Consider the following 26674-nt stretch of genomic DNA (forward strand, 5'->3'; position numbering starts at 1 on the left):
AAGCGTAGACATTCGCTTCGATACGTGGGGGATAAAGCGTGCGGTAGATCACGTTTATATAGCATCCATAAATGAACACTTTTGTATATCCGACTGATTTATAAATGATTAATGGATGACGGAAAAGTTGGAAAGAAAAACAAAATTAGGAACATTCGTTCAGCCCTCAGTCTGGTATGAGATATAGCATAGCAATGGGGAGTATTATCTATCGATACTTTTAGTTAACTAACACGATTATCATTATTTTGCATTTTCTATAGATAATCTGTCTAAACAGTGTCTGCTATTATCGATGATATTCATGGGACGTTTGAATAATGGGAAAATGGAATGAATAGAGAACTGGAAATCCTTATCGATCAGAATACATGGCCTAAAAAAAATAAACTACCACACTTTCCAAAAAGTTTTCATAACGGTTCTATTATTGATAATATCAATATCCCTTCCATGCTTTTGATGATAGGTTATTTAACGACGCCGACCTCATCGACAGGCGTTTCGTTAAGTGAATTTTGGGCGTGGATAAGATATCTTTCAGCTGTTACCAACGATAAAGATATGCGTCTGACGGATAGTTTCTACGCTCTTGATGCCCACCAAAAAACAATACTGAGTGATGATTTTGGTATGGGCGTTCCTATGCTTTGGTTAATGTCCTCTCTTTCACTCAATCAGATTGTGGATGGTAATTATTTTATACAAAAAATAGCCGCATCCGTTAATGCAAAATCCGTAAGAACAGGTAAGCGCGGACCTAATAAGACCCCTGATTTTGTAGCCAAAGATCATTATGGCGACTGGCATGTTATCGAATGTAAAGGTACTCAATCAGGACCCGAATACAGCGATAAGCAACTGGGGATAAAAGGGAAGAAAGGTACGGGTGGGATAGTACAAAAGAAATCGATTGTTTTCCCGACAGGGCATACCGGACAAAGGCTAGCCTGTGGCTTGAGTATCGGTATTGAGAACCGTAGCTCAAGCCTTCTGAAAATCGTGGATCCGGAACCCGACGAACCCTTTGAGGTCGATGAACAGAATATGATCTATGCCGAGGATGCGATTACTCGTGGTGCGATATCCAAATATCTGCGTTTGTCCGGGCTGGAAATCACAGCTGAACGTATTGCGGCCCCTTTGGGACGTACTCCTGATGTAAATCGATATAAAAGTCGAACGGCTGAAAGTCATCGTGTGGAATGGGTTAAAGAACGGGAACAGCGATCTTATTTTGAGCTTCGCCAGTTTCTGGATACACAAAAAATAAAAAAACATTTTAACGGTCGAGAGCGCGTTATTGAACTACCCAGGTCTGTGGTCGTAGACGATAAAATAATCTCTAAAGTTATTATCAGACAAGAGATAAATAATGAAGCAATAGAAGATCTTTTAATACGTCAATATAATGATGGGCCTATTGTCGAGTCTTTTGCTTATCGACTTGCGACTGCACGAAGAAATCGTATTATGTCGACAGAATTTGCATCTCGACTGAATTTTGGTGAAATTTTTCAATCGGAAATTATCTTATCCAGATAAGACGCGATACATGCCTTATTGAACAAGACTTATCCGGGTAGATAAGTCTTGTTATTTTAACGATTAACGCATGGTCACGAACTCTTCCGCTGCCGTCGGGTGAATGGCGACGGTATTGTCGAAGTCTTTCTTGGTGGCGCCCATTTTCAGCGCCACCGCAAAGCCCTGCAACATTTCGTCCATGCCAAAGCCGATGCCGTGGATGCCGACGATTTTCTCTTCCGGGCCAACGCAGACTAACTTCATACGGCACGGCTGACGGTGCGAGGTCACCGCGGTATACATTGCGGTAAATGAGGATTTATACACTTTCACCTGATCGTCGCCATACTGCTCGCGCGCCTGCGGTTCAGTCAGACCCACGGTGCCAATCGGCGGGTGGCTGAAGACCACGGTCGGGATGTTGCTGTAGTCCAGATGTTCGTCCGGCTTGTTGTTAAACAGACGCTCGGAAAGACGACGGCCTGCCGCAACGGCAACCGGAGTCAGCTCGACGGCACCGGTATTGTCACCGACGGCATAAATTCCATCCACGCTGGTGTTCTGGTATTTATCGACAACGATATACCCTTTTTCGTTGGTTTTTACCCCAGTCGCGGCCAGGTTGAAGTTATCGGTGGCCGGTTCGCGACCAATCGCCCAAATCAGGCAATCGACCGTTTCGCTGCGACCGTCTTCCAGTTCGAGCGTCAGGCTACCGTCGGCATTTTTTATCACCGCTTTCGGGATCGCATGGGTATGGAGCGCCGGCCCTTCGGCATTCATCACTTCGACCAGGGTTTCGGTGATCATCGGATCAAAGCTGCGCAGCGGCGCGTGTTTACGCACGAACAGATGGGTTTTGGCCCCCAGACCGTTAATCACGCCCGCCAGTTCCACGGCGATATAACCGGCACCGACAACGGCGACGCGCTCAGGCAGGGCTGGCAGTTCAAAGAAACCGTCGGAGTCGATACCGTATTCCACGCCCGGAATATTCGGGTGGCTCGGACGACCGCCGGTGGCAATCAGGATATGGTCAGCGGTAATGGTCTCACCGTTGACTTCGATCGTTTTGGCATCGACGAAGCGGGCAAAGCCTTTGATCACATCAACGTTATTCTTACCCAGCACGTTGTCATACGAGGTGTGAATGCGGTCGATATAGGCGGTACGGCTGGCAATCAGCGTATCCCAGTTGAATTTATTGATCGTGGTGTCAAACCCGTAGTCCGGGCCGTACAGGTGGATCGCTTCACGGATTTGTGCAGCATGCCACATCACTTTTTTCGGGACGCAACCAACGTTGACGCAGGTGCCGCCCAGTTCTTTGGCTTCAATCAGCGCACACTTCTGGCCGTACATGGCTGCACGGTTAATCGAGGCGATACCGCCGCTACCACCGCCGATGGCGATGTAGTCATAATGCTTGCTCATGAGTCTTATCCTTCCATTCTGATTGCCGCGATTGTATACCTGAAATCACCAGGTTTCACCGATGGCTGCGATTACTCTGGCACGATCCAGTTTACCGAGGTATGCCCGGTACCTGCTGGCACCAGCTTGCTGTGTAGCCAGGGCAGCACGGTGTTCATTTGCGCTTCCAGCTTCCATGGCGGGTTGATCACAATCATGCCGGAGGCGGTCATGCCGCGCTGGTCGCTGTCCGGGCGCACCGCCAGCTCAATTTGCAGGATTTTACGGATACCGGTCGCTTCCAGGTCATGCACCATGCGCTTGATTTGCTGACGCAATACGACCGGATACCACAGGGCATATGTCCCGGTGGCAAAACGTTTATAGCCTTCGTTGATCCCGGCGACGACGGCCTGATAGTCCGATTTAATTTCGTAAGGTGGGTCGATGAGGATCAAGCCGCGACGGGAGACCGGCGGTAGCTTCGCCTTCAACTGCTGATAACCATCGGCACGGGCCACGCGGGCACGCTCATCTTTCTGGAATTCTCCTCGCAGCAGCGGGAAGTCGCTCGGGTGTAACTCAGTCAGGTGCAGACTGTCCTGCGCGCGTAGCAGCTGACGGGCAATAAGCGGAGAACCCGGGTAGTAACGCAGCTGTCCGCTGCGGTTAAAGTGTTTGACCACGCCAATGTATGGCTCCAGCTCGGCAGGCAGATCGTCCTGCTGCCAGACGCGAGCGATGCCTTCCAGGTATTCGCCGGTACGTTCAGCCTGCTCGCTGCTTAGCTGATAACGGCCCGCGCCTGCATGGGTGTCCAGATAGAGAAACGGTTTATCTTTCTCTTTAAGCGACTCGATGATCAGGCTCTGAACCGTGTGTTTAAGGACGTCGGCGTGGTTGCCAGCGTGGAAGCTGTGGCGATAACTGAGCATGGGTAAACGTGTTCCAGGTTATAAACGTAGGCCCGAGCAGCGTCACGCTTTCGGGCGAAAAAAAGCATATCGCCACAGTATACAGAAAAGTCACCGCTGCCGCGAAAGCGCAACGCCTGGCATTGAAATTCACTACACTTAACCCCATGCTACATACATTACATGGCGGATGGCGACGCTAACGCGTCTTATCCGACTTACGGGTCCCTGCCTTTGTAGGTCGGGTAAGGCGCAGCCGCCACCCGACAACAACGCGCATACGCGTTTGTTTCCCCCTTTTTAACCAGGACTGTGCATATGACGAATCCATTACTGACTCCCTTCGAACTGCCGCCGTTTTCCGCAATCAAGCCTGAGCATGTTGTTCCCGCCGTCACCAAAGCGCTGAACGACTGCCGTGAGAATGTGGAACGTGTGGTCGCGCAGGGCGCACCGTATTCCTGGGAAAATCTTTGCCAACCACTTGCGGAAGTCGATGACGTCCTGGGGCGTATTTTTTCTCCGGTCAGCCATCTGAATTCAGTGAAAAACAGCCCGGAACTGCGCGAAGCCTATGAGCAAACCCTGCCGCTGTTGTCGGAATACAGCACCTGGGTTGGTCAGCATGAAGGTCTGTATAAGGCATACCGCGACCTGCGTGATGGCGACCATTACGCCACACTCAATACCGCGCAGAAAAAAGCCGTTGATAATGCGCTGCGTGATTTTGAACTCTCCGGGATTGGCCTGCCGAAAGAAAAACAGCAGCGTTACGGAGAGATCGCCACCCGCCTGTCTGAGCTTGGCAACCTGTACAGCAACAACGTGCTCGACGCCACCATGGGCTGGACGAAGCTGATTACTGACGAAGCAGAGCTAGCCGGGATGCCGGAAAGCGCGCTGGCGGCGGCGAAAGCGCAGGCTGAAGCGAAAGAGCAGGAAGGGTATCTGCTGACGCTGGATATCCCGAGCTATCTGCCGGTGATGACCTACTGCGACAATCCGGCATTGCGTGAGGAGATGTACCGCGCCTATGTGACCCGCGCCTCCGATCAGGGGCCGAACGCCGGTAAATGGGATAACAGCCCGGTGATGGAAGAGATTCTCACCCTGCGTCATGAACTGGCGCAACTGCTGGGCTTTGAAAGCTACGCCTTTAAATCGCTCGCCACTAAAATGGCGGAAAACCCGCAGCAGGTGCTGGGGTTCTTAACCGATCTGGCAAAACGCGCGCGTCCGCAGGGCGAGAAAGAGCTGGCGCAACTGCGTGCTTTCGCAAAAGCAGAGTTTGGCGTTGATGAGCTGAACCCGTGGGATATCGCGTACTACAGCGAAAAACAGAAACAGCACCTTTACAGCATCAGCGACGAACAGTTGCGTCCGTACTTCCCGGAAAACAAAGCGGTGAACGGCCTGTTTGAAGTGGTGAAGCGCATATACGGCATCACCGCGAAAGAGCGTCACGATGTGGATGTCTGGCATCCGGACGTGCGGTTCTTCGAACTGTATGACGAAAACAACGAACTGCGCGGCAGTTTCTATCTTGACCTGTACGCCCGTGAAAACAAACGCGGCGGGGCGTGGATGGACGACTGCGTCGGTCAGATGCGCAAAGCGGACGGTTCTCTGCAAAAACCGGTCGCCTACCTGACCTGTAACTTTAACCGCCCGGTCAACGGCAAACCGGCGCTGTTTACCCATGACGAAGTGATCACCCTGTTCCACGAGTTTGGTCACGGCCTGCACCACATGTTGACCCGTATCGAAACCGCAGGGGTTTCCGGGATCAACGGCGTGCCGTGGGATGCGGTCGAACTGCCGAGCCAGTTTATGGAAAACTGGTGCTGGGAGCCGGACGCGCTGGCGTTTATCTCCGGTCATTACGAGACGGGCGAACCGCTGCCGAAAGAACTGCTGGATAAAATGCTGGCGGCGAAGAACTACCAGGCGGCGCTGTTCATCCTGCGTCAGCTGGAGTTCGGTCTGTTTGACTTCCGTCTGCATGCGGAATTTGACCCGCAGCAAGGGGCAAAAATCCTTGAAACGCTGGCGGAGATTAAAAAACAGGTCGCCGTGGTGCCGGGACCGTCATGGGGCCGCTTCCCGCATGCCTTCAGCCATATTTTCGCCGGCGGCTACGCGGCGGGATATTACAGCTATCTGTGGGCTGACGTGCTGGCTGCGGATGCCTTCTCCCGCTTCGAAGACGAGGGGATTTTCAACCGCGATACCGGTCAGTCGTTCCTCGACAATATCCTGACGCGCGGCGGCTCCGAAGAACCCATGGAACTGTTCAAACGCTTCCGTGGCCGCGAGCCGCAGCTCGACGCGATGCTGGAGCATTACGGAATCAAAGGTTAATTTACCCGTCATACTTCAAGCCGCCTCTTCGGCAACTGCACTCATTCACCCTGGTCGCGTACTGTTTGTACGCTCCCAGGGATTTATTCCCTTGTTGCCTCGATGCAACTCGAATTATTTAGGGTAAAGCGGAAGTGAAAATCTGCTTAATTGATGAAACGGGCGCCGGAGACGGCGCCTTATCTGTTCTGGCTGCCCGCTGGGGGCTGGAACACGATGAAGACCATCTGATGGCGCTGGTGCTGACTGCGGAACATCTGGAGTTGCGTAAACGTGATGAACCGAAGCTCGGCGGCATTTTCGTCGATTTTGTCGGCGGGGCGATGGCGCACCGGCGCAAATTTGGCGGCGGTCGCGGCGAGGCGGTCGCCAAAGCGGTCGGTATCAAAGGCGATTATTTGCCGGATGTGGTGGATGCCACGGCAGGGCTGGGACGTGATGCCTTTGTCCTTGCCTGCGTCGGCTGTCATGTGCGGATGCTGGAACGTAACCCGGTGGTGGCGGCGTTGCTCGACGACGGACTGGCACGCGGCTATGCCGATGCGGAAATTGGCCCGTGGTTGCAGGCGCGTTTGCAGTTGATTCATGCTTCCAGCCTGACGGCGCTGACCGATATCACGCCGCGTCCGCAGGTGGTTTATCTCGATCCTATGTTTCCCCATAAGCAGAAAAGCGCGCTGGTGAAGAAAGAGATGCGGGTATTTCAGTCGCTGGTGGGACCGGATCTGGACGCTGACGGTCTGCTCGAACCTGCGCGTCAACTCGCGACTAAACGCGTGGTGGTGAAACGTCCGGACTATGCGCCGCCGCTGGCGGATGTCGCCACGCCGAATGCGGTGGTGACCAAAGGGCACCGGTTTGATATTTATGCCGGCACGCCTTTGGCGGATTAACAAATTGCCTGATGGCGCTGCGCTTATCAGGCCTACGATTTAGCGTCGTTTGTCGTTTGTCGTTTGTCGTTTGTCTTTTGTAGGCCGGATAAGGCGTGAGCCGCCATCCGGCAATACGGATTACACAAATGGTGCCAGAGGATCGGCAATCTCAAACGCGACGGCTTTATCGGCCTTCGGCGGGTAGATAAGCTCACGAGTAATCGACAGCTTCAGTTTCTTCGCCTCGGCACGCGTCAGTTTTACCTGCTGATCCCATCCTTCGGTATAGACCGCACCCCAGGCCCCCAAATCCAGACAGGTGACGTAGTTTTCCTGACGATACGGCAGGGGGGCGACGTCCAGCAGGCTGGCTGCGGCATTGTTCCCGGCAAATTTACCCAGCAGGATCGCATGCTGGCAGGTCATTAATGCGTGATTGCCCTTATCGTCAGTGGCGGCGTAAGCCACATCGCCGGTGGCATAAATATCGTCATAACCCACCACTTGCAGGTTAGCGTTGACGTGCAGACGACCCTGACGGTCGCGTGGGGCATCAATTTGTGTCGTCAGATCGTTAGCCTGGACACCCACGGTCCAGATGACGGTCTGTGAAGCGATAGTTCGTCCGTCCTTCAGCGTAACGCCTGAGGCATTCACGCTTTCCACGTCGGCGTTTACCTGCCATTCCACACCCAGTTCAGCCGAGGCTTCGACAATGACGTTACGCAATGCGTTGCTGTAGCGTGAACCTGGCTGGGGGCCGCGTTCTACTACGACTACTCTGGTCTTAGCTTCAGCACCAAAAATGTCGCGCAGACGGCCCGGCAGCTCCAGCGCCATTTCAATGCCGGTAAAACCGCCCCCGCAGACGACCACGGTATTACGCGCTTCACTCTCGGGTTGGCTTGCCAGACTCTGTAAATGCTTTTCAAGTACAGCGGCACTTTCCAGCTGATCCAAATCGAAGGCGTGGGCCTGCGCACCGGCCACCTGCGAGCGGTTTACGTGACTGCCACTGGCGAGGACTAAGCGGTCATAGCGCTGCAAACGCGTTTCACCGCTGGCATCCGTCCAGCTCACTTCTTTTGATGCGGGAAGGATCTGGCTGACCGTCCCACGCAGAAAGTTAACGCCGGTAACATCGAACAGCGGCTGGAGCGGGGCAACGAGTGTTTCAACCGCATTTTCATAAAAACGCGGACGAACGCGCAGCTCGGGCTGCGGAGCAATGACGGTGATATCAATGTGTGGGTTGGCCTCTTTCTCAAGCAGCCGGGCCGCGCTAAGCGCTGCCCACATCCCTGAGAAACCTGCACCGACGATCAGAATCTGTTTACGCATGATGGTTTTATCCGGTAGTCATGATGGTTAATTTACTCGGATTTTATTTGTCGTAGTTAAAAGATGCAATGTGATTTCATTCTTTACGGGGAGGTAGTGGCGTAAAATGCATTTATCGTATTGAAAATTAATGAATTAAATATTTTATCTCAATGGGTTTCTTCTTCTCATCTGGAATGATGATGATGAAAAAGCTACAATAACTCAGAATTATTTTGGCTGAGATAAGAGCATGGCATTCTACAGTTCCGGGGTTGAGTACGGCATTCATAGCCTGATGTGTATGGTGGATAGCAAAGGGGACGCCCGCGATATGAGCGTGCGCGAAATTGCCGATCTGCAAAGCGTGCCCTACGACTATCTGGCCAAAATATTTACCCGTTTGTCGAAGGCGGGACTGGTGCGTAGCATCGAGGGGAAAGGCGGCGGTTTTCAGCTTGCCAGACCTGCCGAGCACATTACGGTGCTGGATGTGGTTAACGCTATCGACGGTGACAAGCGCATCTTTGAATGTCGGGAGATTCGCCAGCGACTCGCGGTTTTTGAGGAACAACCGCCCGCGTGGGCCTGTGAAGGGATCTGCGGCGTACGCTCGGTGATGGATATGGCGCAGCAGCGTATGGAAGAGGCATTAGGACAGCATACGATTCTGGACCTGGCGCGCAAAATGTATCGCAAAGCACCCGAGACCTTTGTGGTCGAAGTGCAGGAATGGATCAACGTACGCAAAGGATGAACGAAATCAGGCCGGATAGGGCGTTTACGCTACCATCCGGCACCGGTTTGACTGCCCGATAGCGTAACGCTATCGGGCCTGCGAAGGGTTATGATGATTGATGGCTATCCGGCGTATTAATCATCCGGTTCAGCCACGGCACCATCAGCGCCATCACAACCGTGACCGCCAGCGTCACTAATCCGATTTTACTGAACACGCCGGTATAGACAGGCAGTGTCTGCAACGGGTCGGTGATGTTCTCCGGTACGGCGGTAAAGGTGGCGACATAGCCCCCCAGCAGAAACGCGGCGGCCTGCGTCAGGAACCACATCCCGAGGATAAAGCCCATCAGATGCTGCGGCACCAGCGCCGCCACCATTGCCAGTCCCAGCGCGCTAATCAGCAGCTCGCCCAGACTCTGGAACAGATAGACCAGCACGATAAACCACGGCGACGTCAGCCCCTGCGCGTCGGCAAACCACATCCCTGCGGCGGCGGCGGTCAGAAAGCCCAGCGAGCACAGGAACATCCCGAGGGTAAACTTCATCGGCATCGTCAGGTCTTTACCTTTGCTGCCCAGACGCGTGTAGATAGCCGCCAGCACCGGACTGGCAACCACCACCCAGAACGGGTTGAGCGCCTGGAAACTCACCGGGTTAAGGGTGAAACCGAGGATCTCATGGTGAACGTTGTTGATGGCAAAGAAGTTCAGCGAAGTGGGCATCTGCGCATACAGAATGTAAAACAGTACCGCTTCAAGCATCAGGATAAACGCCACAAACATCTTGTTGCGACCGGTTTTATCCAGTTTGAAGGCCTGGCGGAAGAAGATAATCGTCACCACAAGCGACAACACAATCAGCACCAGGTTGGCGATTTTCACGTTGTGCATCAGCCAGGCGCAGAGGAAGACCATCGCCACGGTGCCAATCAGGACGTACAACAGATTGCGGAAGCTCATCGGCAGATGGTCTGGCTCGGAACCGATATCTTTCACCATACCGCGGCAGGCGAAATAGACCAGCAGCGCGACAATCAGTCCCGCCCCGCACAGGTTGTAGGTGACGGCGTAGCCAAACTTATCCGCGATCACCGGCGCCAGCGACAGCGACAGCAGCGAACCGATGTTAATCGACATGTAGAACAGGGTGAAGGCGCCATCCAGACGCGGATCTTTTGGCGGATAGCATTTGGAGAGCAGGCTTGCCGGGTTCGCCTTAAACAGGCCGTTGCCGACGGCAATCGTCCCAAGAGCGATAAAAATGAGGTCCGGTTTGAGCAACGACATTCCCGTCATAAAGTAGCCGAGTGCCAGTACAACAGCGCCCAGCACCAGCGTCCGTTTGGTGCCGAGCAGGTGGTCGCCAACGTAACCCCCAATTGAGATCAGACCGTACACCAGTGCGGCGAAGGCGCCGAAGGTGATAAACGCCTGTTCCTGCGAGAATCCGAGTTGCTTAACAAAGAAAACCGCCAGGATACCCTGAACGCCGTAATAGCCAAATCGTTCCCATAACTCGACAAAAAAGATCATGAAGAACGGGCGGGGTTGCTGCAGCAAACCCGTAGGTGCAGATGTATTCATATTGCTTCGCCTTTCAATGCCATCCCGAAAAGTATGAACGCGTAATACAAAACGCGCCGAAAAAGTCTGACTCTGTTATAGACTGCGGCTATTAGCCGGTGGTGTAGAGTATTATACAGATTGATTTCGTTCTAATCAGTTGATCACACTAATTATGATTAATGAGGTGGGAGGTTGTACTGATCGTTTTCGGGAATGACAGAAACAAAAACGCCCGCAAAGGCGGGCGCTCTGACATGGCCGGGGAATCCGGCTGGACGTGTTTTACTCTTCTTCGTCGCGCAGTGGAACAATCAGCATGTCGACGTGAACGGTGTTGATTAACTGACGTGCGGAGGACATCAGTTTGCTCCAGAAGTCCTGGTGGTGACCACAAACAACCAGGTCCATGTCGTATTTCTTGATAGCGTCTACCAGCACCTGACCCAGATCGCCGCTGCCGCTCAGGGTTTCGGTGATCGGATAGCCTGCGTTAGTGGACAGTTCGGTCAGCGCGTGGTGGGTTTCTTCAGAAATGCGTTTTTGCATATCGCCCAGATTGACGTCAATCAGGCCGGTATAAAGGTCAGAGTAGTTTACATCAACGTGGATCAGGGAAACCTTTGCGTTGTACGGACGTGCCATAGAGACCGCTTTTTCGACCAGAACTTTGCTTTCCGGTGAAAGATCAACCGCGATGAGAATGTGTTTGTAAGCCATAGTATTACTCCTTCCATAAAGTTGTCGATGACCAGCCAGCTAGCGATTTTTCTACCTTTTCATCACTCGCGTCCTGCGAACTGTGCGGTATGTCTACGCGGGGCTAGCTCAGCCGCGATGGATTGTAGAGACTATCCTTACATTATAGCGACCTGGATAATCCGTCAATCCGCCTTGCTTACCAGATAGTTAAACAAAAAATTTAGATAATTGCATTGATAGTGATTAACCTTCTGGCAAAAAAATTAACTGATCTCCTACACTATTTAGAGAGCCGCTCAAATGATAAGCTCAAAATGAGCGGTTTTTAGTCGTACTTTTTCATTGACTGTCTGGCAGGTTTCGGGGAGCGGTAGTCCCGGAGCGGAGCTCCGTGGGCGGGTCGCCGGGGAGGTCGTATGATAAGCACCGTTGCATTATTCTGGGCGTTATGTGTTGTTTGCATTGTGAATATGGCGCGCTATTTCTCGTCTTTACGCGCGCTGCTCGTGGTACTTCGTGGTTGCGATCCTTTGCTCTATCAATATGTAGATGGGGGCGGCTTTTTCACCTCGCACGGCCAACCCAATAAGCAGGTACGCCTGGTGTGGTATATCTACGCCCAGCGATACCGCGATCATCATGATGATGAATTCATCCGCCGCTGTGAACGGGTACGTCGTCAGTTCATTTTGACCAGCGCGCTGTGCGGGCTCGTGGTGATCAGTCTTATTGCTTTGATGATTTGGCACTGAGCGTAAAAAAGCGGGCCAGTTTCCTGACCCGCTTGCTTCGGTAACTTCTTTTCTCTTTTCGCTTAGATAAGCTTCAGCGAGATCCAGTACAGCGTACCGGACAGCAGGATCGCGGCGGGTAATGTGAACACCCACGCCATCAGAATGCTGGTCACCGTTTTACGTTGCAGACCCCCACCGTCGACAACCATCGTCCCCGCCACAGAGGAGGAGAGAACGTGGGTGGTGGATACCGGCATCCCGGTGTAGCTGGCGAGACCAATAGAGACGGCTGCTGTCATCTGTGCAGACATTCCCTGAGCATAGGTCATGCCTTTCTTACCAATCTTCTCACCGATGGTGGTTGCCACACGGCGCCAGCCGATCATGGTACCAATACCCAGCGCCAGCGCGACCGCCATGATTATCCAGATAGGCGCATACTCAATGGTGCTCAGCATATCGGTTTTCAGTTTCTTCAGCAGACGCTGGTCGTCAGCGCTCACGCCCGGCAGCTTCGTTACTTTATCGGTCGTATCGGAGATGCACAGCATGATGCGACGCAGTTGGCCGCGCTGCTCAACGCTCAGCTTGTCATAGCTTTCCACGTTGTTCGACAACATCGCCTTCGCGCGATCCAGCGCGTTAATGGTGTTTGCCGGATGGCAGTGGAATTCCGTCGGCTGCGTTGCGGCCGGTTCCGGAGACGGAATCAGCTGATCGACGCCCGTCACTTTCTTCAGCAGATCGGGATGCTGCTGGAAGTAGATTTCGACGTTATTGATGGCATCACGGGTACGGGTGATTTCGTAACCCGAAGCGTTCATGTTCACCACGAAGCCTGCCGGTGCCACACCAATCAGAACCAGCATAACCAGACCAATGCCTTTCTGACCGTCGTTCGCACCATGCGAGAAGGCGACGCCGATAGCCGAGAGAATCAGGGCGATACGGGTCCAGAACGGCGGCTTTTTCTTACCGTCTTTCTTTTCACGTTCAGCTGGGGTGAGGTGAATACGGGCGCGTTTTTTGGTTCCGCTCCAGTAGCGACGCAGAATGAAAATCAGGCCGCCTGCGACCACCAGACCAACGATGGGCGAGACGATCAGCGAGGCAAAAATGCCCATGACTTTCGGGATATTGAGTGCGTCCACCACTGAGGTGCCGGTCATCAGCGCATTGGTTAAACCGATGCCGATAATCGCGCCAATCAGCGTGTGAGAGCTGGATGCGGGTAAACCAAAGTACCAGGTACCCAGGTTCCAGATGATGGCGGCGAGCAGCATGGAGAACACCATCGCAAGTCCATGCGAAGATCCCATGTTGAGCAGGAGATCGGTCGGTAACATATGCACGATGGCATAGGCTACGCTGAGACCGCCCAGCAGCACACCAAAGAAGTTGAACACGGCAGCCATGACCACCGCAAGCTGCGAGCGCATCGCACGGGTGTAGATCACGGTTGCAACTGCGTTGGCTGTATCATGGAAGCCGTTAATTGCTTCGTAGAACAGCACAAAAGCCAGAGCAAGCAATAATAAAAGCCCGGTATGTAAATCCAGGCCAGCAAACAAATGTAGCATAGGACGTTACGCCATCTTGAGGACATGAACGCGGCGCATTATCAGTGACTTTAGCGGCGCGGGCAAAGTGAAATATAGACTTTTTTTGATTTAACGTCTGAATACAATAGTGCCTATAAAGAATTATCTTATATATTTCATGCAAATACTTCTTCCTGAGGATTTTCTCGCTGGTGCGACCACTGAGATAACTTTACAATTCACGCCCTGAATTCAGAGAGGAACGTAAAGTGGAAAGGTTTGATGCCATTATTATAGGCGCTGGCGCGGCAGGTATGTTCTGTGCAGCACAGGCAGGACAGGCTGGCAGTCGGGTGCTGCTCATTGATAATGGTAAGAAGCCTGGCCGCAAGATCCTCATGTCCGGTGGGGGTCGCTGCAACTTTACGAACCTTTATGTTGAGCCGGCGGCCTATTTGAGTCAGAACCCGCATTTTTGCAAGTCTGCGCTGGCGCGATATACCCAGTGGGATTTTATCGATCTCGTCGGTAAGCACGGTATCGCCTGGCATGAAAAAACGCTCGGGCAGCTTTTTTGCGATGATTCCGCCCAGCAAATCGTCGATATGCTGGTGGCGGAATGCGAAAAAGGCAATGTGACCCTGCGCTTACGTTGTGAAGTTCTGAGCGTTGCGCAGGATGATGACGGTTTTACGCTGGAGCTGAACGGGGCCACCGTCGGCGCGAAAAAGCTGGTGATTGCTTCCGGCGGGCTGTCGATGCCGGGTCTGGGCGCGACGCCGTTTGGCTATAAAATTGCCGAGCAGTTTGGCCTGAAGGTTCTGCCTACCCGCGCCGGGCTGGTGCCGTTTACCCTGCACAAGCCGCTGCTGGAGCAGCTTCAGGTGCTCTCTGGCGTTTCCGTCCCGTCGGTTATCACCGCGCAGGACGGCACCGTCTTTCGCGAAAATCTGCTGTTTACCCATCGTGGCCTTTCAGGCCCGGCGGTTTTACAGATTTCCAGCTTCTGGCAGCCTGGCGAATTTGTCAGCATCAATTTACTGCCGGATGTCAGCCTGAATGATGTTCTTGACGAACAGCGCAGCGCTCATCCGAATCAAAGCCTGAAAAACACGCTGGCGATGCTGCTGCCGAAGCGTCTGGTGGAGTGCCTGCAACAGCTCGGTCAGATCCCTGATGTCTCGCTTAAACAGCTCAACGTTCGTGACCAGCAGACGCTGATTGACACATTGACCGACTGGCGGGTACAGCCGAACGGCACCGAAGGGTATCGCACGGCGGAAGTGACGCTCGGTGGGGTAGACACCCACGAACTGTCGTCACGGACCATGGAAGCGCGCAAGGTACCGGGTCTCTACTTTATTGGCGAAGTGATGGACGTCACCGGCTGGCTGGGGGGGTACAACTTCCAGTGGGCGTGGTCCAGCGCCTGGGCCTGTGCGCAGGATTTGGCTGGGGCGTGAATTATTCACCTCGTATATCATTACAAACCATAAGCGAATAGACATCATCCATAATGATGCTAGTATTTCATTGATACTAGCTATGAGTATGCGTGTTTCATTTACGGCCAGGAACGCTGATGATGACAACATTACTACCCGATTTTCGCACCTCTCTGTCATTCACTTTCCTTCACGGCGAGCGTCGTTATGACGCCTGTACGCCGCCTGGTCATCCTCACTTTTTCCTTCTTATCCCGGAGGGAAGATACCGCTGAACGCCCGTTCAGTGGGGTTTTGTGACACGCATTGTTTGATAACAGGGATTATGGCGGGTCGATTATGGACAACATTAAGCGTCATCTGACGTGGTGGGTTTTGGGCGTATTGGTGGTGGTTGCTGCCGGTGTGTGGTGGGTACTACGGCCCGCAGGCGTACCGGAAGGTTTTGCTGCCAGCAACGGACGAATCGAGGCGACGGAAGTCGATATCGCGACCAAAATCGCCGGGCGTATTGATGCCATTCTGGTGAACGAAGGGCAGTTTGTTCGCCAGGGCGAGGTGTTGGCGAAGATGGATACCCGCGTGTTGCAGGAGCAACGGCTGGAAGCCATTGCGCAAATCAAAGAGGCCGAAAGCGCCGTGGCGGCAGCGCGGGCGCTGCTTGAACAGCGCCAGAGCGAAACCCGCGCCGCCCAGTCGGTGGTGAAACAGCGCGAAGCCGAACTGGATTCCGTCTCCAAACGTCACGTCCGTTCCCGCTCGCTCTCCCAGCGTGGCGCGGTATCGGCGCAACAACTGGATGACGATCGCGCCGCCGCCGAAAGCGCGCGCGCGGCACTGGAATCGGCAAAGGCGCAGGTCAGTGCGACGAAAGCGGCAATTGAAGCCGCGCGCACCAGCATTATTCAGGCACAAACCCGTGTCGACGCGGCGCAGGCGACCGAACGACGGATTGTCGCGGACATCGAAGACAGCGAGCTTAAAGCTCCGCGTGATGGCCGGGTTCAGTACCGCGTGGCGGAACCCGGTGAAGTGCTGGCAGCGGGCGGTCGGGTGCTGAATATGGTCGATCTCAGCGATGTCTACATGACGTTCTTCCTGCCTACCGAACAGGCGGGTCTGCTGAAGATTGGCGGCGAAGCGCGTCTGGTGCTTGATGCCGCGCCGGATCTGCGCATTCCTGCCACCATCAGTTTCGTCGCCAGCGTCGCGCAGTTCACGCCGAAAACCGTCGAAACCAGCGATGAGCGTCTGAAGCTGATGTTTCGCGTCAAGGCGCGCATCCCACCGGAATTACTCCAGCAGCATCTGGAATATGTCAAAACCGGATTGCCAGGCATGGCGTGGGTGCGGTTGAACGAACAGACTCCCTGGCCTGATTCGCTGGCGGTGAGGTTGCCGCAATGACCCCTCTGGCGCGGGTTCCCGTTCCTCCCGTGGTGCACCTTGACGGCGTGAGTCAGCATTACGGGACCACGGTGGCGCTGAATAACATCACGCTGGATATCCCTGCGCGCTGCATGGTGGGTTTGATCGGTCCCGATGGCGTGGGAAAATCAAGCCTGCTGTCGCTTATCTCCGGCGCAAGGGTGATTGAGCAAGGCAACGTCATGGTTCTGGGCGGCGATATGCGCGATCCGAAGCACCGCCGTGACGTCTGTCCGCGCATTGCCTGGATGCCGCAGGGACTGGGGAAAAACCTTTACCACACGCTGTCGGTATACGAAAACGTCGATTTCTTCGCTCGCCTGTTTGGGCATGACAAAGCCGAGCGCGAAGCGCGGATTACGGAACTACTGAACAGCACGGGCCTGGCTCCGTTTCGCGATCGTCCGGCGGGGAAACTCTCGGGCGGTATGAAACAAAAGCTGGGGCTGTGCTGTGCGCTGATCCATGACCCGGAGTTATTGATTCTGGATGAACCGACCACCGGCGTCGATCCCCTGTCCCGTGCCCAGTTCTGGGATCTGATCGACAGCATCCGCCAGCGGCAGACGAACATGAGCGTGCTGGTGGCGACGGCGTATATGGAAGAGGCCGAGCGCTTCGACTGGCTGGTGGCGATGAACGCGGGTGAGGTACTGGCAACCGGCAGCGCGCAGGAACTCCGCGATAAAACCGCCAGTGAGACGCTGGAGCAGGCGTTTATCGGCCTGTTACCAGAGGCGCAGCGCCAGGCGTATCAGCCGGTGGTGATTCCGCCGTATCATGCGGAACAGGAAGCGATCGCCATAGAGGCGAAAGACCTGACCATGCGCTTCGGTAATTTCGTCGCTGTCGATCACGTCAACTTTCGCATACCGCGTGGGGAGATCTTTGGCTTCCTCGGTTCCAACGGCTGCGGTAAATCGACCACCATGAAGATGCTGACCGGGCTGTTGCCTGCCAGTGAAGGCGAGGCCTGGCTGTTTGGTCAACCGGTCGACCCGAAAGATATCGATACCCGTCGCCGGGTGGGCTACATGTCGCAGGCATTTTCACTGTACAGCGAACTGACGGTACGACAGAACCTGGAACTCCACGCGCGACTGTTTCACATCCCGGAAGCGGAGATTCCTCAGCGCGTTCAGGAGATGAGCGAACGTTTTATGCTGGCGGAGGTGGAGGATACGTTACCCGAGTCGCTCCCGCTCGGCATTCGCCAGCGACTGTCGCTGGCGGTGGCGGTGATCCATCGCCCGGAAATGCTGATCCTCGACGAACCGACTTCCGGCGTCGACCCGGTGGCCAGGGATATGTTCTGGCAACTGATGGTCGATTTGTCGCGCCGGGACAAAGTCACCATTTTCATCTCCACCCACTTTATGAACGAAGCCGAGCGCTGCGACCGTATGTCGCTGATGCACGCCGGAAAAGTGCTTGCCAGCGGTACGCCGCAGGAGCTGGTGGAACGGCGCGGAGCCGCCAACCTGGAAGCGGCGTTTATCTCCTGGTTACAGGAGGCGGTGGGTTCAGCACCAGAAGCCCTGGTGCCGGTGGAAACAAATCATAAAGAGGTCACGCCGCCGCGTCAGGGATTCAGCCTGCGGCGACTGTTCAGCTACAGCCGTCGCGAAGCGCTGGAACTGCGTCGCGATCCGGTGCGCTCGACGCTGGCACTGCTGGGGACGGTGATTCTGATGCTGATTATGGGCTACGGCATCAGCATGGACGTCGAAAATCTGCGCTTTGCCGTACTCGATCGCGATCAAACCGTCAGCAGCCAGGCATGGTCATTAAATCTGGCGGGCTCACGTTACTTCATTGAACAGCCGCCGCTAATCAGCTATGACGATCTCGACCGGCGGATGCGTTCCGGCGAGGTGGCGGTAGCCATCGAAATCCCGCCTAACTTTGGCCGCGATATTGCGCGCGGGACGCCGGTGGATATTGGTGTCTGGGTGGATGGCGCCATGCCCAGCCGCGCTGAGACGGTGAAAGGCTACGTGCAGGCGATGCACCAGAGTTGGCTACAGGATGTGGCGAGCCGCCAGCCGACGCCGGTGGGGCAGAGCGGACTCATGACTATTGAGACCCGCTATCGCTATAACCCGGATGTGAAGAGCCTGCCGGCGATTGTTCCGGCGGTGATCCCGCTGCTGTTGATGATGATTCCGTCGATGCTGAGTGCGTTGAGCGTGGTACGGGAAAAAGAGCTGGGATCGATCATTAACCTGTACGTGACGCCTACCACCCGCAGCGAGTTCTTGCTCGGTAAACAGTTGCCGTATATCGCGCTGGGGATGCTCAATTTCCTGCTGCTCTGCGCCCTGTCGGTGTTTGTTTTTGGCGTGCCGCACAAAGGCAGTTTCCTCACGCTCAGTCTGGCGGCGCTGCTGTATGTCATCATCGCCACCGGGATAGGGCTGCTGATCTCCACGTTTATGAAGAGTCAGATTGCGGCGATTTTTGGCACCTCCATCATCACCCTGATCCCGGCGACGCAGTTCTCCGGGATGATCGATCCGGTGGCCTCGCTGGAAGGGCCGGGGCGGTGGATCGGCGAGATCTACCCCACCAGCCATTTCCTGACGATCGCCCGGGGGACTTTCTCGAAAGCATTGGATCTCACCGATCTCTGGCCGCTGTTTGTGCCGCTGCTGGTAGCCATTCCGGTGGTGATGGGGCTGAGCGTGCTGTTGCTGAAAAAACAGGAGGGGTGATGCGCCGATTACGCAATATTTATAATTTAGGCATCAAGGAGTTGCGTAGCCTGCTGGGCGATAAGGCGATGCTGACGCTGATCGTGTTTGCTTTTACCGTCTCAGTGTATTCCTCCGCTACCGTACTGCCGGGGTCGCTGCATCTCGCGCCAATTGCCATTGCCGATATGGACCAGTCGCAGCTCTCGAATCGTATCGTCAACAGCTTCTATCGCCCGTGGTTTTTACCGCCGGAGATGATCACCGCTGACGAAATGGACGCCGGGCTGGATGCAGGCCGCTATACCTTTGCAGTCAACATTCCGCCCAACTTTCAGCGGGACGTGCTGGCCGGAAGGCAGCCGGATATTCAGGTGAACGTTGACGCCACGCGCATGAGCCAAGCGTTCACCGGCAACAGTTACATCCAGAATATCATCAACGGCGAAGTGAACAGTTTTGTCGCCCGCTATCGGGATAACAGCGAGCCGCTGGTTTCGCTGGAGACCCGAATGCGCTTTAACCCGAACCTCGATCCGGCATGGTTTGGCGGGGTGATGGCGATCATCAATAACATCACCATGCTGGCGATTGTGCTGACCGGATCGGCGCTGATCCGCGAGCGTGAGCACGGCACGGTGGAACACCTGCTGGTGATGCCGGTAACGCCGTTTGAGATCATGATGGCGAAGGTCTGGTCGATGGGGCTGGTGGTGCTGGTGGTCTCGGGGCTGTCACTAATGCTGATGGTGAAAGGCGTGCTCGGCGTGCCGATTGAAGGGTCTATTCCGCTGTTCATGCTGGGTGTGGCACTGAGTCTCTTTGCGACCACCTCGATCGGCATTTTCATGGGTACGCTGGCGCGCTCCATGCCACAACTGGGGCTGCTGATGATTCTGGTGCTGTTGCCGCTGCAAATGCTTTCCGGCGGTTCCACGCCGCGCGAAAGCATGCCGCAGGCGGTGCAGGACATCATGCTGACCATGCCAACCACGCACTTTGTCAGCCTCGCCCAGGCGATACTCTATCGCGGTGCCGGGTTCAGCATCGTCTGGCCGCAGTTTCTGACGTTACTCGCCATCGGCGGCGCATTCTTCCTGATAGCGTTACTGCGCTTTCGAAAGACGATTGGCACGATGGCGTAATGTTGAGGCTCGCAGCGAACGGTAGGCCTGATAAGCGTAGCGCCATCAGGCCTAGTTTGCCGGATGGCGGCTGCGCCTTATCCGGCCTACGGGAGCACAAAATGTAGGCCGGGCAAGCGAAGCGCCCCCGGCAGTGGTTTGCCGGATGATGGCTGCGCCTTATCCGGCCTACGGGAGCACAAAATGTAGGCCGGGCAAGCGAAGCGCCCCCGGCAGCATCGTTGACGGTTACTCTTCCTTCGGAAGGCACTGCAAATGGCCGTGGCGCACGCCGCGCTGGGCAATGACATCATCGGCAAAATGCTGAACATCGCCCATATCGCCTTTCAGGACGGCAATCTCCAGACAGTCGTCATGATTGATATGGACATGCAGTGTGGCAACCGACAAATCATGGTGATGGTGCTGGGTCGACACAATGCGGCTGGCTAAGTCACGCTTCTCATGTTCATACACATAGGAGAGCACCGCAAAACCCTGGGTGCCGTGCTCCTGGGTGGTTTCCTGCGCCAGCGCGCCGCGCAGAATGTCACGAATTGCTTCGGAGCGGTTGTTGTAACCACGACGCTGGCTCAGGCTGTCCAGCGTTTCCAGTAAATCGTCATCAAGCGTGATGGTGACTCGTTGCATCAGATATCAACCTTACGAAATGGCGCGACGGCGCACGGGGAATGCGGGGAGTACCGCCTTTTGTAGCACACGACCGGCCTCGGAGGAAAAGGTTAATGCCTCTCCTACGGTCCGGGTTTCAACGATCTGCCCGTCCTCCATCACCATTACGCGATGACAAAAACGCTCCACCAGCCGCAGATCGTGGGTGATAAACAGACAGGCGGTGCCAAACTGCTGCTGTAGTTTCTTGAGCAGACGGATGACCCCCGCCTGCAATACCAGATCGAGATTCGATACCGCTTCATCGAGAATCAACAGTTTCGGCTCCACCACCAGCGCGCGAGCCAGACAGACGCGCTGGAGCTGACCACCGCTGAGCTGTGGCGGACGTTTATCCAGCAGGTTTTCATCCAGATCCACCGCGTGGAGCATCTCACGAACCCGCGCCAGCTGCCCGGCTTTGGACAGCGAGAGTAAATGACGCATCGGCTCACGCAGGATCTCGCTGACGGTTTTACGCGGATTCACCGCGCTGATGGAATCCTGAAAGACCATCTGGATATCGCGGCGAAACGCTTTTTGTCTGGACCGGTTCAGTTTTGCCAGCGGTTCACCGCGCCAGTTCACGCTCCCCTGGCTGGGCGATTCCAGCCCGACCAGCAGACGTGCCAGCGTACTTTTCCCGCAGCCGCTGCGCCCCAACAGGGCAACGGTTTCGCCGCTTTTCAGGTTCAGGGAGAGCTCTTTGAGTACCTGCTGATGCTGATGTTTTCCCCCCAGGCTGGCGTGGGCGTAGTGATGAGAGAGATCAGTGACGCTGAGTAAAGTCATGAGGCTAACTCCATACCGTACAGGGCGAGATGCGCCGACACCAGACCGCGGGTAATGGCGTGTTTGGGGGCCCTGAACAGGGCTTCCACCTCGCCCTGTTCGACGATGTTTCCGTTATCCATCACCGCCACGTCGTCGGCCAGTCGTGCGACCACGCCCATGTCATGAGTCACTAGCAGCATACCCGGTGCCCGGTTCTGCATAATGTTCTCCAGCAGATCGAGGATGCGCGCCTGCGCCACCACATCCAGATCGGTGGTTGGCTCATCGGCGACGATAAACGGCGCATCGGACAGGAGCGCCATCGCGATCATCATGCGTTGTAGCATGCCGCCGCTCATCTCGAACGGATAGAGCTTCAGTACGCGCTCGGCGTGCTCCAGACCAACGGCTTCCAGTGCGCGGATAAGCGTGGTGTCATCTGCCGGTTTACCCAACGCCTGGCAGGTTTCCCGCGCGTGGGTCGCCATCGTATGCAGCGGATTAAACGCGCTGCGCGGGTTTTGCATAATGGTGGCGATGGTGAACCCGCGCAGGGAGCAAGGGGGCACCGGCTTACCGTCAGCAAGAAGCGTTCCGCTTGTCTGGCGAACGCCCGCGGGTAAAATCCCGAGCGCCGCCGCGCAGGTCAGCGATTTTCCGCTACCGCTGCCACCCACCAGCGCCAGCACGCGTCCGCGTTTGAGCGATAACGACACGCCGTGCACCAGCGGGCGATCGGCCTGTAAGGCAATGTTTTGCAGTTCAATTTGCTGTGGCATCAGTGGGCGTGCTCCGTGACAAGGTGAGGATCCAGGTGATCGCGCAGGGCATCACCCACCATGTTGAAGGCCATCACGGTGATAAACAGCGCCAGCCCCGGCCAGAACATTTGCAGCGGCTGGGTCCAGATATACTGGCGGGCGTCGTTAATCATCACCCCCCATTCCGCCGTGGGCGCCGTCACGCCAAGACCGAGAAATGACATCCCGGCAACGTGCAGCATCATGTGACCAATATCCAGCGTGGCCAGCACCAGCAGCGAGGGGATCACCGCCCCGGCCAGATGATCGATAAACACCCGGATATGACCCGCGCCGGAAAGCCGCGAGGCGAGAACAAACTCGCGCTGGCGCAGGGAGATGACCAGGCTGCGCACCATCCGCGCATACCACGCCCAGTGCGACAGAGCGATGGCGATAATCACGTTGGTGAGTCCCGTACCTAACACGCCGACCATAAAGAACGACAGGATGGAGGTCGGGAAGGTCATAAACATATCGGCGACGCGCATAGTGGCCTGATCGACGCGTCCCCCCAACAGTCCGGCGCTACCGCCAACGATAAGCCCCAGCGCCAGCACCAGCAGCAGACAGGCCATCACTGAACCCAGCGACACGCGGGTGGCGGCCAGCAGGCGAGAGAAAATATCGCGTCCCAGATGATCGGTTCCCAGCCAGTGCTGGCTGTCCGGTGCCAGCAGACGCGACGGTAAATCGATCGCCTGCGGATCATACGGCAGCCACCACTGGCTGGTTAGCGCAATCACCGCCAGCAGGGCGATGACGACCATGGCCAGACGAACCGACCAGCGTGAAGAGAAGAAAAAGTTCACGAGTGCGCTCCTTCATGACGACGAATACGCGGGTCCAGCGCGGCGTTCAGCAGATCAACAATCAGGTTACAGACCACGAAAACCACCACCATCATCAGTGTAAAGCACTGAATCACCGGGTAGTCGCGGTTAAATATGGCCGAGACGGCATAGCGACCGACGCCCGGCCAGGCAAAGATGTTCTCGATAATCATCGTCCCGCCAATCAGTTCGCCGATGTGCATCCCGACTGCGGTCACCACCGGCAGCGAGGCGTTACGCAGAATATGACGGCGTTCGGTTTGTTTATCGTTCAGCCCGCGCAGGCGCGCCCAGGTGACGTGGCGCTGCCCGGAGACTTCCAGCATGCTGGCGCGCAACAGTCGCGCGTTAATCGCCAGAGACATGAAGGCTATCGACACCGCCGGTAAAATGAGGTGCTGCCAGTCGCCGTAGCCCATCGCGGGCAGCCACTGCAGCCAGACCGAAAAGAACATCACCAGCAGGAAGGCGAGCCAGAAGTTGGGCATCGACACGCCGAGAAAGGCTATCAGTCGCACGACGAAATCCGGCAGACGGTCGCGGTGACGCGCCGCCCAGATGCCGAGCGGTACAGAGGTCAGCAGGATCAGCACCAGCGCCGCGCCGGCCAGTTCCAGCGTCGCGGGCAGGAAGTTCAGCATGTCATCCAGCACCGGGCGCTGGGTGGCGAACGAAATACCAAAGTCCAGATGCAGCGCTTTCCATAGCCAGGTGCCGTACTGCACGACCAGCGGCTGATCGAGCCCCAGCATCACACGGGTTGAGGCCACCATTTCCGGCGTGGGTGGCAGATTCGACAGGCGCAGATAGTCGAGCGCCGGGTCGCCGGTGCCCAGGCGTAACATCAGGAAGATGATCACCGAGGCGGCGAAAATCATCGGAATCAGCAGCAGGATGCGCCGCAGGACATAACGCAACATCAGGGTTTCACCGGTTTAATCTGTTCAAACGGAATTTCAGAGGTGATAGGCGCGTACGGAATCGTGCCCAGTTCAGGTCTGGCGACCACCATCATCGAGACATAGCTGATGGGCAGATAGACCGCGTCGTTGTGCAGGCGGGTCAGAATGTCTTTATACAGCGCCTGACGCTGCGTTTCGTCGGTCGTTTCCAGCACTTCGCTAATCTCTTTATCAATCAGCGGTTTGTCGGTTAAACCCTGCTGTGCCTGGTAATCCGCATGGGACGGCACGCGCATCGAACTCATAAAGGCGTGCGGGTCATACGGCGCGCCCCAGGTGCGATTGAAGATTATGCCGAAGCGACCATCGCGCTGGCGGGCGTAAATGCTGCTCTCTTCTTCGCCGATAAGCGCGATGTCGACGCCAACCTGACGCATATCGGCCTGGATAATTTCCGCCATCGACTTACTTAGCGCATCGGTACCAATAAATGACAGCTCAATGCGCAGCGGCTGGCCGTTTTTCTCACGAATCGCTTTGCCTGCGGGTAGCTGCCAGCCGGCTTTTTCCAGCCGATCTTTCGCCTGTTGCGGGTCGTACTGACGTGGTTTCAGGCCAACGTTGGCATAAGGGACCGTCGGGGCGAACAGCGTATCGGCGACCTGCTGCGTGCCGTACAGCGCGTTGTCGATCAACGATTTTTTGTTCACTGCATAGTTCAGCGCTTCGCGCACCGCCAGTTCATTGGTCGGCGCTTTGGCTGAGTTGAGCGCCAGCATCACCGTTTCAATCGGCTGAGAAAGCTGGGTGCGGTAGTTTGGGTTCTGACTAAAACGGGCGAAGGTATCGAGCGGCAACAGTCCTTCGTTGCCGTACAGCAGATCGATATCGCCGGTTTCAAACGCCACGGCGCGGGTGGTGGGGTCCGGAATCACTTTGACGGTAATCTTTTGAATCTGCGGCTTTTCACCCCAGTAGCGATCGTTGCGCACCAGCACATCGTACTGATTGAGCTTTGACTCTTGCAGCACCCACGGACCGGTGCCAATGGGGGCTTTAATGCCGCGCATTGTTTCGTTGTCTTTAAATTGTGACGGCGCAATAAAGCGGAAAGGACGCGGCAGCGCCAGTTCCTGCAAAAAGGGGTAATAGGCGCTTTTCAGGGTGATTTGTAGCTGGTTTTTGTCTAGCGCGCTGACGTCGACTATCTGATTAACCAGTTCCAGCCAGGCGTGGCGCTGACGGTTGTCGAGCACCACGCGAAAGTTTTCCGCCGCGGCATGCGCGTCGAACGCTTCGCCGTTCGAGAAGGTCACATCATCACGCAGGGTGAAGGTCCAGGTCTTGCCATCTGCTGAGTGGGTCCAGCTTTTCGCCAGCCACGGAATGACCGACCCGTCCGCCTGATACTTCACCAGTGGTTCATAGACCATGCTCTGGGCGAACATCTGGTTAGGGGTATACAGATGGGGGTTAAGCGGCCCAACGTTGACCGGCCAGGCGGTAGTGATTTCATCAGTGGCAGCGGCGTGCGTGAGGAATGACGCACAGGCCAGCAGCGCAAAAAGTGTGCGGCGTAGTCTGGACAAAATGGTGATCCCGAATGATGTAGAGGTACGACTTAATGAGTATGACGATTCTAAGGAATCATCATACTTTTGACGTGTTCTGGATCAAGAGAAGGGCGGTCAAACGCGTGAATTATACGAAAATCGTATGTTTGCGATGTCAGACCGTTTCCAGCCACTGCACCGCGTCTGCGGTCAACGTAAAGGGCGTGGGGGTGCAGACGGCGAGGCTCAGGTTGTCGAACTGGCAATGGCTCAGCGAAAGCCCGGAGTCGAAGGTGCTGTCGACGCTGACGATTTGCCACGCGCTGCCGCCGCGCTGTTTCACGATCGCCTCTTTTTGCGTCCAGATACGCCAGAACGCGGCGAGTTGCCGATCCGGATGTTCCGCTTCCACTTCGGCATGTTCCCCGAGGCTGAAGACCGCATTTGCCAGCGAGCGCCAGTTGGCGCGCGGGCGGATCACTTCGAGATCGCAACCCACTTCGCCCTCGTCGCTCAGCAGCAGGGCGATGTCATCACCGCTGTGGCTCAGATTGAACCATAGCGACGTCTCCGGTGAAAAAGCGGGTTTCCCCTGTTCGCCGTAAACAATCTCCGGCAGCGGCGAGAGGGCATGGGAAAGCAGAACGCGACCCGCCAGCCAGCGCGCGCGTCGAGGACCCTTCGGCGCCAGATTGGATAGCGCAGACGGTAAGGGGCCTGCGCTGAGTGTCGAAACTTTTCCCAGTACGATCCGATACAT

23 protein-coding genes are annotated in these 26674 nt (G+C 55.7%); 10 read left to right on the forward strand and 13 right to left on the reverse strand.

The features are described from left to right. The first annotated feature begins 333 nt into the window (after positions 1–333). The gene (locus ACERJC_RS16120; protein ID WP_373672064.1) at positions 334–1545 is read left to right on the forward strand and encodes a hypothetical protein; all 1212 of its coding nucleotides are present in this window, start codon (positions 334–336) and stop codon (positions 1543–1545) included. A gap of 63 nt (positions 1546–1608) precedes the next feature. On the opposite strand, the gene gorA is transcribed toward ACERJC_RS16120, so the two are convergent. Together gorA and ACERJC_RS16130 are read right to left on the reverse strand one after the other, a co-directional pair. Continuing rightward, positions 1609–2961, reverse strand: coding sequence for a glutathione-disulfide reductase (gene gorA / locus ACERJC_RS16125; protein WP_373672065.1), 1353 nt, complete (start codon positions 2959–2961; stop codon positions 1609–1611). A 71-nt stretch (positions 2962–3032) separates the two neighbouring features. Beyond that, complete coding sequence (locus ACERJC_RS16130) at positions 3033–3875, reverse strand: 23S rRNA (adenine(2030)-N(6))-methyltransferase RlmJ (RefSeq protein WP_152400443.1); 843 nt, start codon at positions 3873–3875, stop codon at positions 3033–3035. 297 nt (positions 3876–4172) lie between these two features. Here ACERJC_RS16130 and prlC point away from each other — a divergent pair, with 297 nt between their 5' ends. Next, positions 4173–6215 carry an oligopeptidase A gene (gene prlC, locus ACERJC_RS16135; RefSeq protein ID WP_152400441.1) on the forward strand — a complete coding sequence of 681 codons (2043 nt, stop codon included), beginning with the start codon at positions 4173–4175 and terminating at the stop codon, positions 6213–6215. 134 nt (positions 6216–6349) lie between these two features. After that, positions 6350–7108 (forward strand): 16S rRNA (guanine(1516)-N(2))-methyltransferase RsmJ, encoded by a 759-nt coding sequence (gene rsmJ, locus ACERJC_RS16140; RefSeq protein ID WP_178827032.1) that lies wholly within the window; start codon positions 6350–6352, stop codon positions 7106–7108. Positions 7109–7228: 120 nt separating this feature from the next. Here rsmJ and ACERJC_RS16145 read toward each other — a convergent pair whose 3' ends face one another. After that, positions 7229–8431 carry an NAD(P)/FAD-dependent oxidoreductase gene (locus ACERJC_RS16145; protein WP_373672066.1) on the reverse strand — a complete coding sequence of 401 codons (1203 nt, stop codon included), beginning with the start codon at positions 8429–8431 and terminating at the stop codon, positions 7229–7231. A 232-nt stretch (positions 8432–8663) separates the two neighbouring features. Between ACERJC_RS16145 and ACERJC_RS16150 the strand changes: the two genes are divergently transcribed. After that, complete coding sequence (locus tag ACERJC_RS16150) at positions 8664–9167, forward strand: RrF2 family transcriptional regulator (protein ID WP_061076005.1); 504 nt, start codon at positions 8664–8666, stop codon at positions 9165–9167. An 88-nt stretch (positions 9168–9255) separates the two neighbouring features. Here the strand turns inward: ACERJC_RS16150 and dtpB are convergent, their stop codons facing one another. Continuing rightward, positions 9256–10734 (reverse strand): dipeptide/tripeptide permease DtpB, encoded by a 1479-nt coding sequence (gene dtpB / locus ACERJC_RS16155; protein ID WP_152400436.1) that lies wholly within the window; start codon positions 10732–10734, stop codon positions 9256–9258. Positions 10735–10998: 264 nt separating this feature from the next. Beyond that, positions 10999–11433: a universal stress protein UspA gene (gene uspA, locus ACERJC_RS16160; protein WP_000323571.1), complete on the reverse strand. Its 435-nt coding sequence runs from the start codon at positions 11431–11433 to the stop codon at positions 10999–11001. Positions 11434–11831: 398 nt separating this feature from the next. On the opposite strand from uspA, the gene uspB reads away from it, so the two are divergent. Further along, a complete protein-coding gene (gene uspB / locus ACERJC_RS16165; RefSeq protein ID WP_152400433.1) occupies positions 11832–12167 on the forward strand; it encodes a universal stress protein UspB in 336 nt (111 codons plus the stop codon). Positions 12168–12229: 62 nt separating this feature from the next. On the opposite strand, the gene pitA is transcribed toward uspB, so the two are convergent. Further along, positions 12230–13729 carry an inorganic phosphate transporter PitA gene (pitA, locus tag ACERJC_RS16170; RefSeq protein ID WP_152400431.1) on the reverse strand — a complete coding sequence of 500 codons (1500 nt, stop codon included), beginning with the start codon at positions 13727–13729 and terminating at the stop codon, positions 12230–12232. A gap of 230 nt (positions 13730–13959) precedes the next feature. Between pitA and ACERJC_RS16175 the strand changes: the two genes are divergently transcribed. From ACERJC_RS16175 to ACERJC_RS16195, 5 genes are all read left to right on the forward strand, one after another. Beyond that, on the forward strand, positions 13960–15153 hold the full coding sequence (locus ACERJC_RS16175) for a BaiN/RdsA family NAD(P)/FAD-dependent oxidoreductase (protein WP_152400429.1): 1194 nt from the start codon (positions 13960–13962) through the stop codon (positions 15151–15153). 119 nt (positions 15154–15272) lie between these two features. After that, complete coding sequence (locus tag ACERJC_RS16180; RefSeq protein ID WP_187696654.1) at positions 15273–15410, forward strand: hypothetical protein; 138 nt, start codon at positions 15273–15275, stop codon at positions 15408–15410. 64 nt (positions 15411–15474) lie between these two features. Then, positions 15475–16542, forward strand: coding sequence for an HlyD family secretion protein (locus ACERJC_RS16185; protein WP_152400427.1), 1068 nt, complete (start codon positions 15475–15477; stop codon positions 16540–16542). After that, positions 16539–19277, forward strand: coding sequence for a ribosome-associated ATPase/putative transporter RbbA (rbbA, locus tag ACERJC_RS16190; protein ID WP_373672067.1), 2739 nt, complete (start codon positions 16539–16541; stop codon positions 19275–19277). Before ACERJC_RS16185 ends, rbbA begins: the two co-directional genes overlap by 4 nt. Next, complete coding sequence (locus tag ACERJC_RS16195; protein ID WP_195296113.1) at positions 19277–20401, forward strand: ABC transporter permease; 1125 nt, start codon at positions 19277–19279, stop codon at positions 20399–20401. Before rbbA ends, ACERJC_RS16195 begins: the two co-directional genes overlap by 1 nt. A 228-nt stretch (positions 20402–20629) precedes the next feature. Here ACERJC_RS16195 and nikR read toward each other — a convergent pair whose 3' ends face one another. The 7 genes from nikR to acpT all read right to left on the reverse strand — a co-directional run bounded on the left by nikR (position 20630) and on the right by acpT (position 26674). Further along, positions 20630–21031: a nickel-responsive transcriptional regulator NikR gene (gene nikR / locus ACERJC_RS16200; protein ID WP_042323093.1), complete on the reverse strand. Its 402-nt coding sequence runs from the start codon at positions 21029–21031 to the stop codon at positions 20630–20632. A gap of 12 nt (positions 21032–21043) precedes the next feature. Continuing rightward, on the reverse strand, positions 21044–21844 hold the full coding sequence (nikE, locus tag ACERJC_RS16205; protein ID WP_373672068.1) for a nickel import ATP-binding protein NikE: 801 nt from the start codon (positions 21842–21844) through the stop codon (positions 21044–21046). Continuing rightward, a complete protein-coding gene (nikD, locus tag ACERJC_RS16210) occupies positions 21841–22605 on the reverse strand; it encodes a nickel import ATP-binding protein NikD (protein WP_373672069.1) in 765 nt (254 codons plus the stop codon). Before nikD ends, nikE begins: the two co-directional genes overlap by 4 nt. Continuing rightward, complete coding sequence (gene nikC, locus ACERJC_RS16215) at positions 22605–23438, reverse strand: nickel ABC transporter permease subunit NikC (protein WP_046491674.1); 834 nt, start codon at positions 23436–23438, stop codon at positions 22605–22607. Before nikC ends, nikD begins: the two co-directional genes overlap by 1 nt. Further along, positions 23435–24379, reverse strand: a complete 945-nt coding sequence (nikB, locus tag ACERJC_RS16220; RefSeq protein WP_152400416.1) for a nickel ABC transporter permease subunit NikB — start codon at positions 24377–24379, stop codon at positions 23435–23437. Before nikB ends, nikC begins: the two co-directional genes overlap by 4 nt. Further along, entirely contained in the window at positions 24379–25953 is a 1575-nt protein-coding gene (nikA, locus tag ACERJC_RS16225) for a nickel ABC transporter substrate-binding protein (RefSeq protein ID WP_373672128.1), read from the reverse strand. The genes nikB and nikA overlap by 1 nt, the downstream gene beginning before the upstream one ends. Positions 25954–26089: 136 nt before the next feature. Continuing rightward, positions 26090–26674 (reverse strand): 4'-phosphopantetheinyl transferase AcpT, encoded by a 585-nt coding sequence (gene acpT / locus ACERJC_RS16230; RefSeq protein ID WP_373672070.1) that lies wholly within the window; start codon positions 26672–26674, stop codon positions 26090–26092.

The organism is Citrobacter telavivensis, from assembly GCF_041807075.1.
In the GTDB taxonomy this organism is placed as follows: Bacteria; Pseudomonadota; Gammaproteobacteria; order Enterobacterales; family Enterobacteriaceae; genus Citrobacter_A; species Citrobacter_A telavivensis.

Bases quoted from the DNA above. Each gene is read 5' to 3' on its own strand.
- ACERJC_RS16120 (WP_373672064.1), top strand. From the start codon at position 334: ATGAATAGAGAACTGGAAATCCTTATCGATCAGAATACATGGCCTAAA.
- gorA (WP_373672065.1), bottom strand. From the start codon at position 2,961: ATGAGCAAGCATTATGACTACATCGCCATCGGCGGTGGTAGCGGCGGT.
- ACERJC_RS16130 (WP_152400443.1), bottom strand. From the start codon at position 3,875: ATGCTCAGTTATCGCCACAGCTTCCACGCTGGCAACCACGCCGACGTC.
- prlC (WP_152400441.1), top strand. From the start codon at position 4,173: ATGACGAATCCATTACTGACTCCCTTCGAACTGCCGCCGTTTTCCGCA.
- ACERJC_RS16145 (WP_373672066.1), bottom strand. From the start codon at position 8,431: ATGCGTAAACAGATTCTGATCGTCGGTGCAGGTTTCTCAGGGATGTGG.
- ACERJC_RS16150 (WP_061076005.1), top strand. From the start codon at position 8,664: ATGGCATTCTACAGTTCCGGGGTTGAGTACGGCATTCATAGCCTGATG.
- dtpB (WP_152400436.1), bottom strand. From the start codon at position 10,734: ATGAATACATCTGCACCTACGGGTTTGCTGCAGCAACCCCGCCCGTTC.
- uspA (WP_000323571.1), bottom strand. From the start codon at position 11,433: ATGGCTTACAAACACATTCTCATCGCGGTTGATCTTTCACCGGAAAGC.
- uspB (WP_152400433.1), top strand. From the start codon at position 11,832: ATGATAAGCACCGTTGCATTATTCTGGGCGTTATGTGTTGTTTGCATT.
- pitA (WP_152400431.1), bottom strand. From the start codon at position 13,729: ATGCTACATTTGTTTGCTGGCCTGGATTTACATACCGGGCTTTTATTA.
- ACERJC_RS16180 (WP_187696654.1), top strand. From the start codon at position 15,273: ATGATGACAACATTACTACCCGATTTTCGCACCTCTCTGTCATTCACT.
- ACERJC_RS16185 (WP_152400427.1), top strand. From the start codon at position 15,475: ATGGACAACATTAAGCGTCATCTGACGTGGTGGGTTTTGGGCGTATTG.
- rbbA (WP_373672067.1), top strand. From the start codon at position 16,539: ATGACCCCTCTGGCGCGGGTTCCCGTTCCTCCCGTGGTGCACCTTGAC.
- ACERJC_RS16195 (WP_195296113.1), top strand. From the start codon at position 19,277: ATGCGCCGATTACGCAATATTTATAATTTAGGCATCAAGGAGTTGCGT.
- nikR (WP_042323093.1), bottom strand. From the start codon at position 21,031: ATGCAACGAGTCACCATCACGCTTGATGACGATTTACTGGAAACGCTG.
- nikE (WP_373672068.1), bottom strand. From the start codon at position 21,844: ATGACTTTACTCAGCGTCACTGATCTCTCTCATCACTACGCCCACGCC.
- nikD (WP_373672069.1), bottom strand. From the start codon at position 22,605: ATGCCACAGCAAATTGAACTGCAAAACATTGCCTTACAGGCCGATCGC.
- nikB (WP_152400416.1), bottom strand. From the start codon at position 24,379: ATGTTGCGTTATGTCCTGCGGCGCATCCTGCTGCTGATTCCGATGATT.
- acpT (WP_373672070.1), bottom strand. From the start codon at position 26,674: ATGTATCGGATCGTACTGGGAAAAGTTTCGACACTCAGCGCAGGCCCC.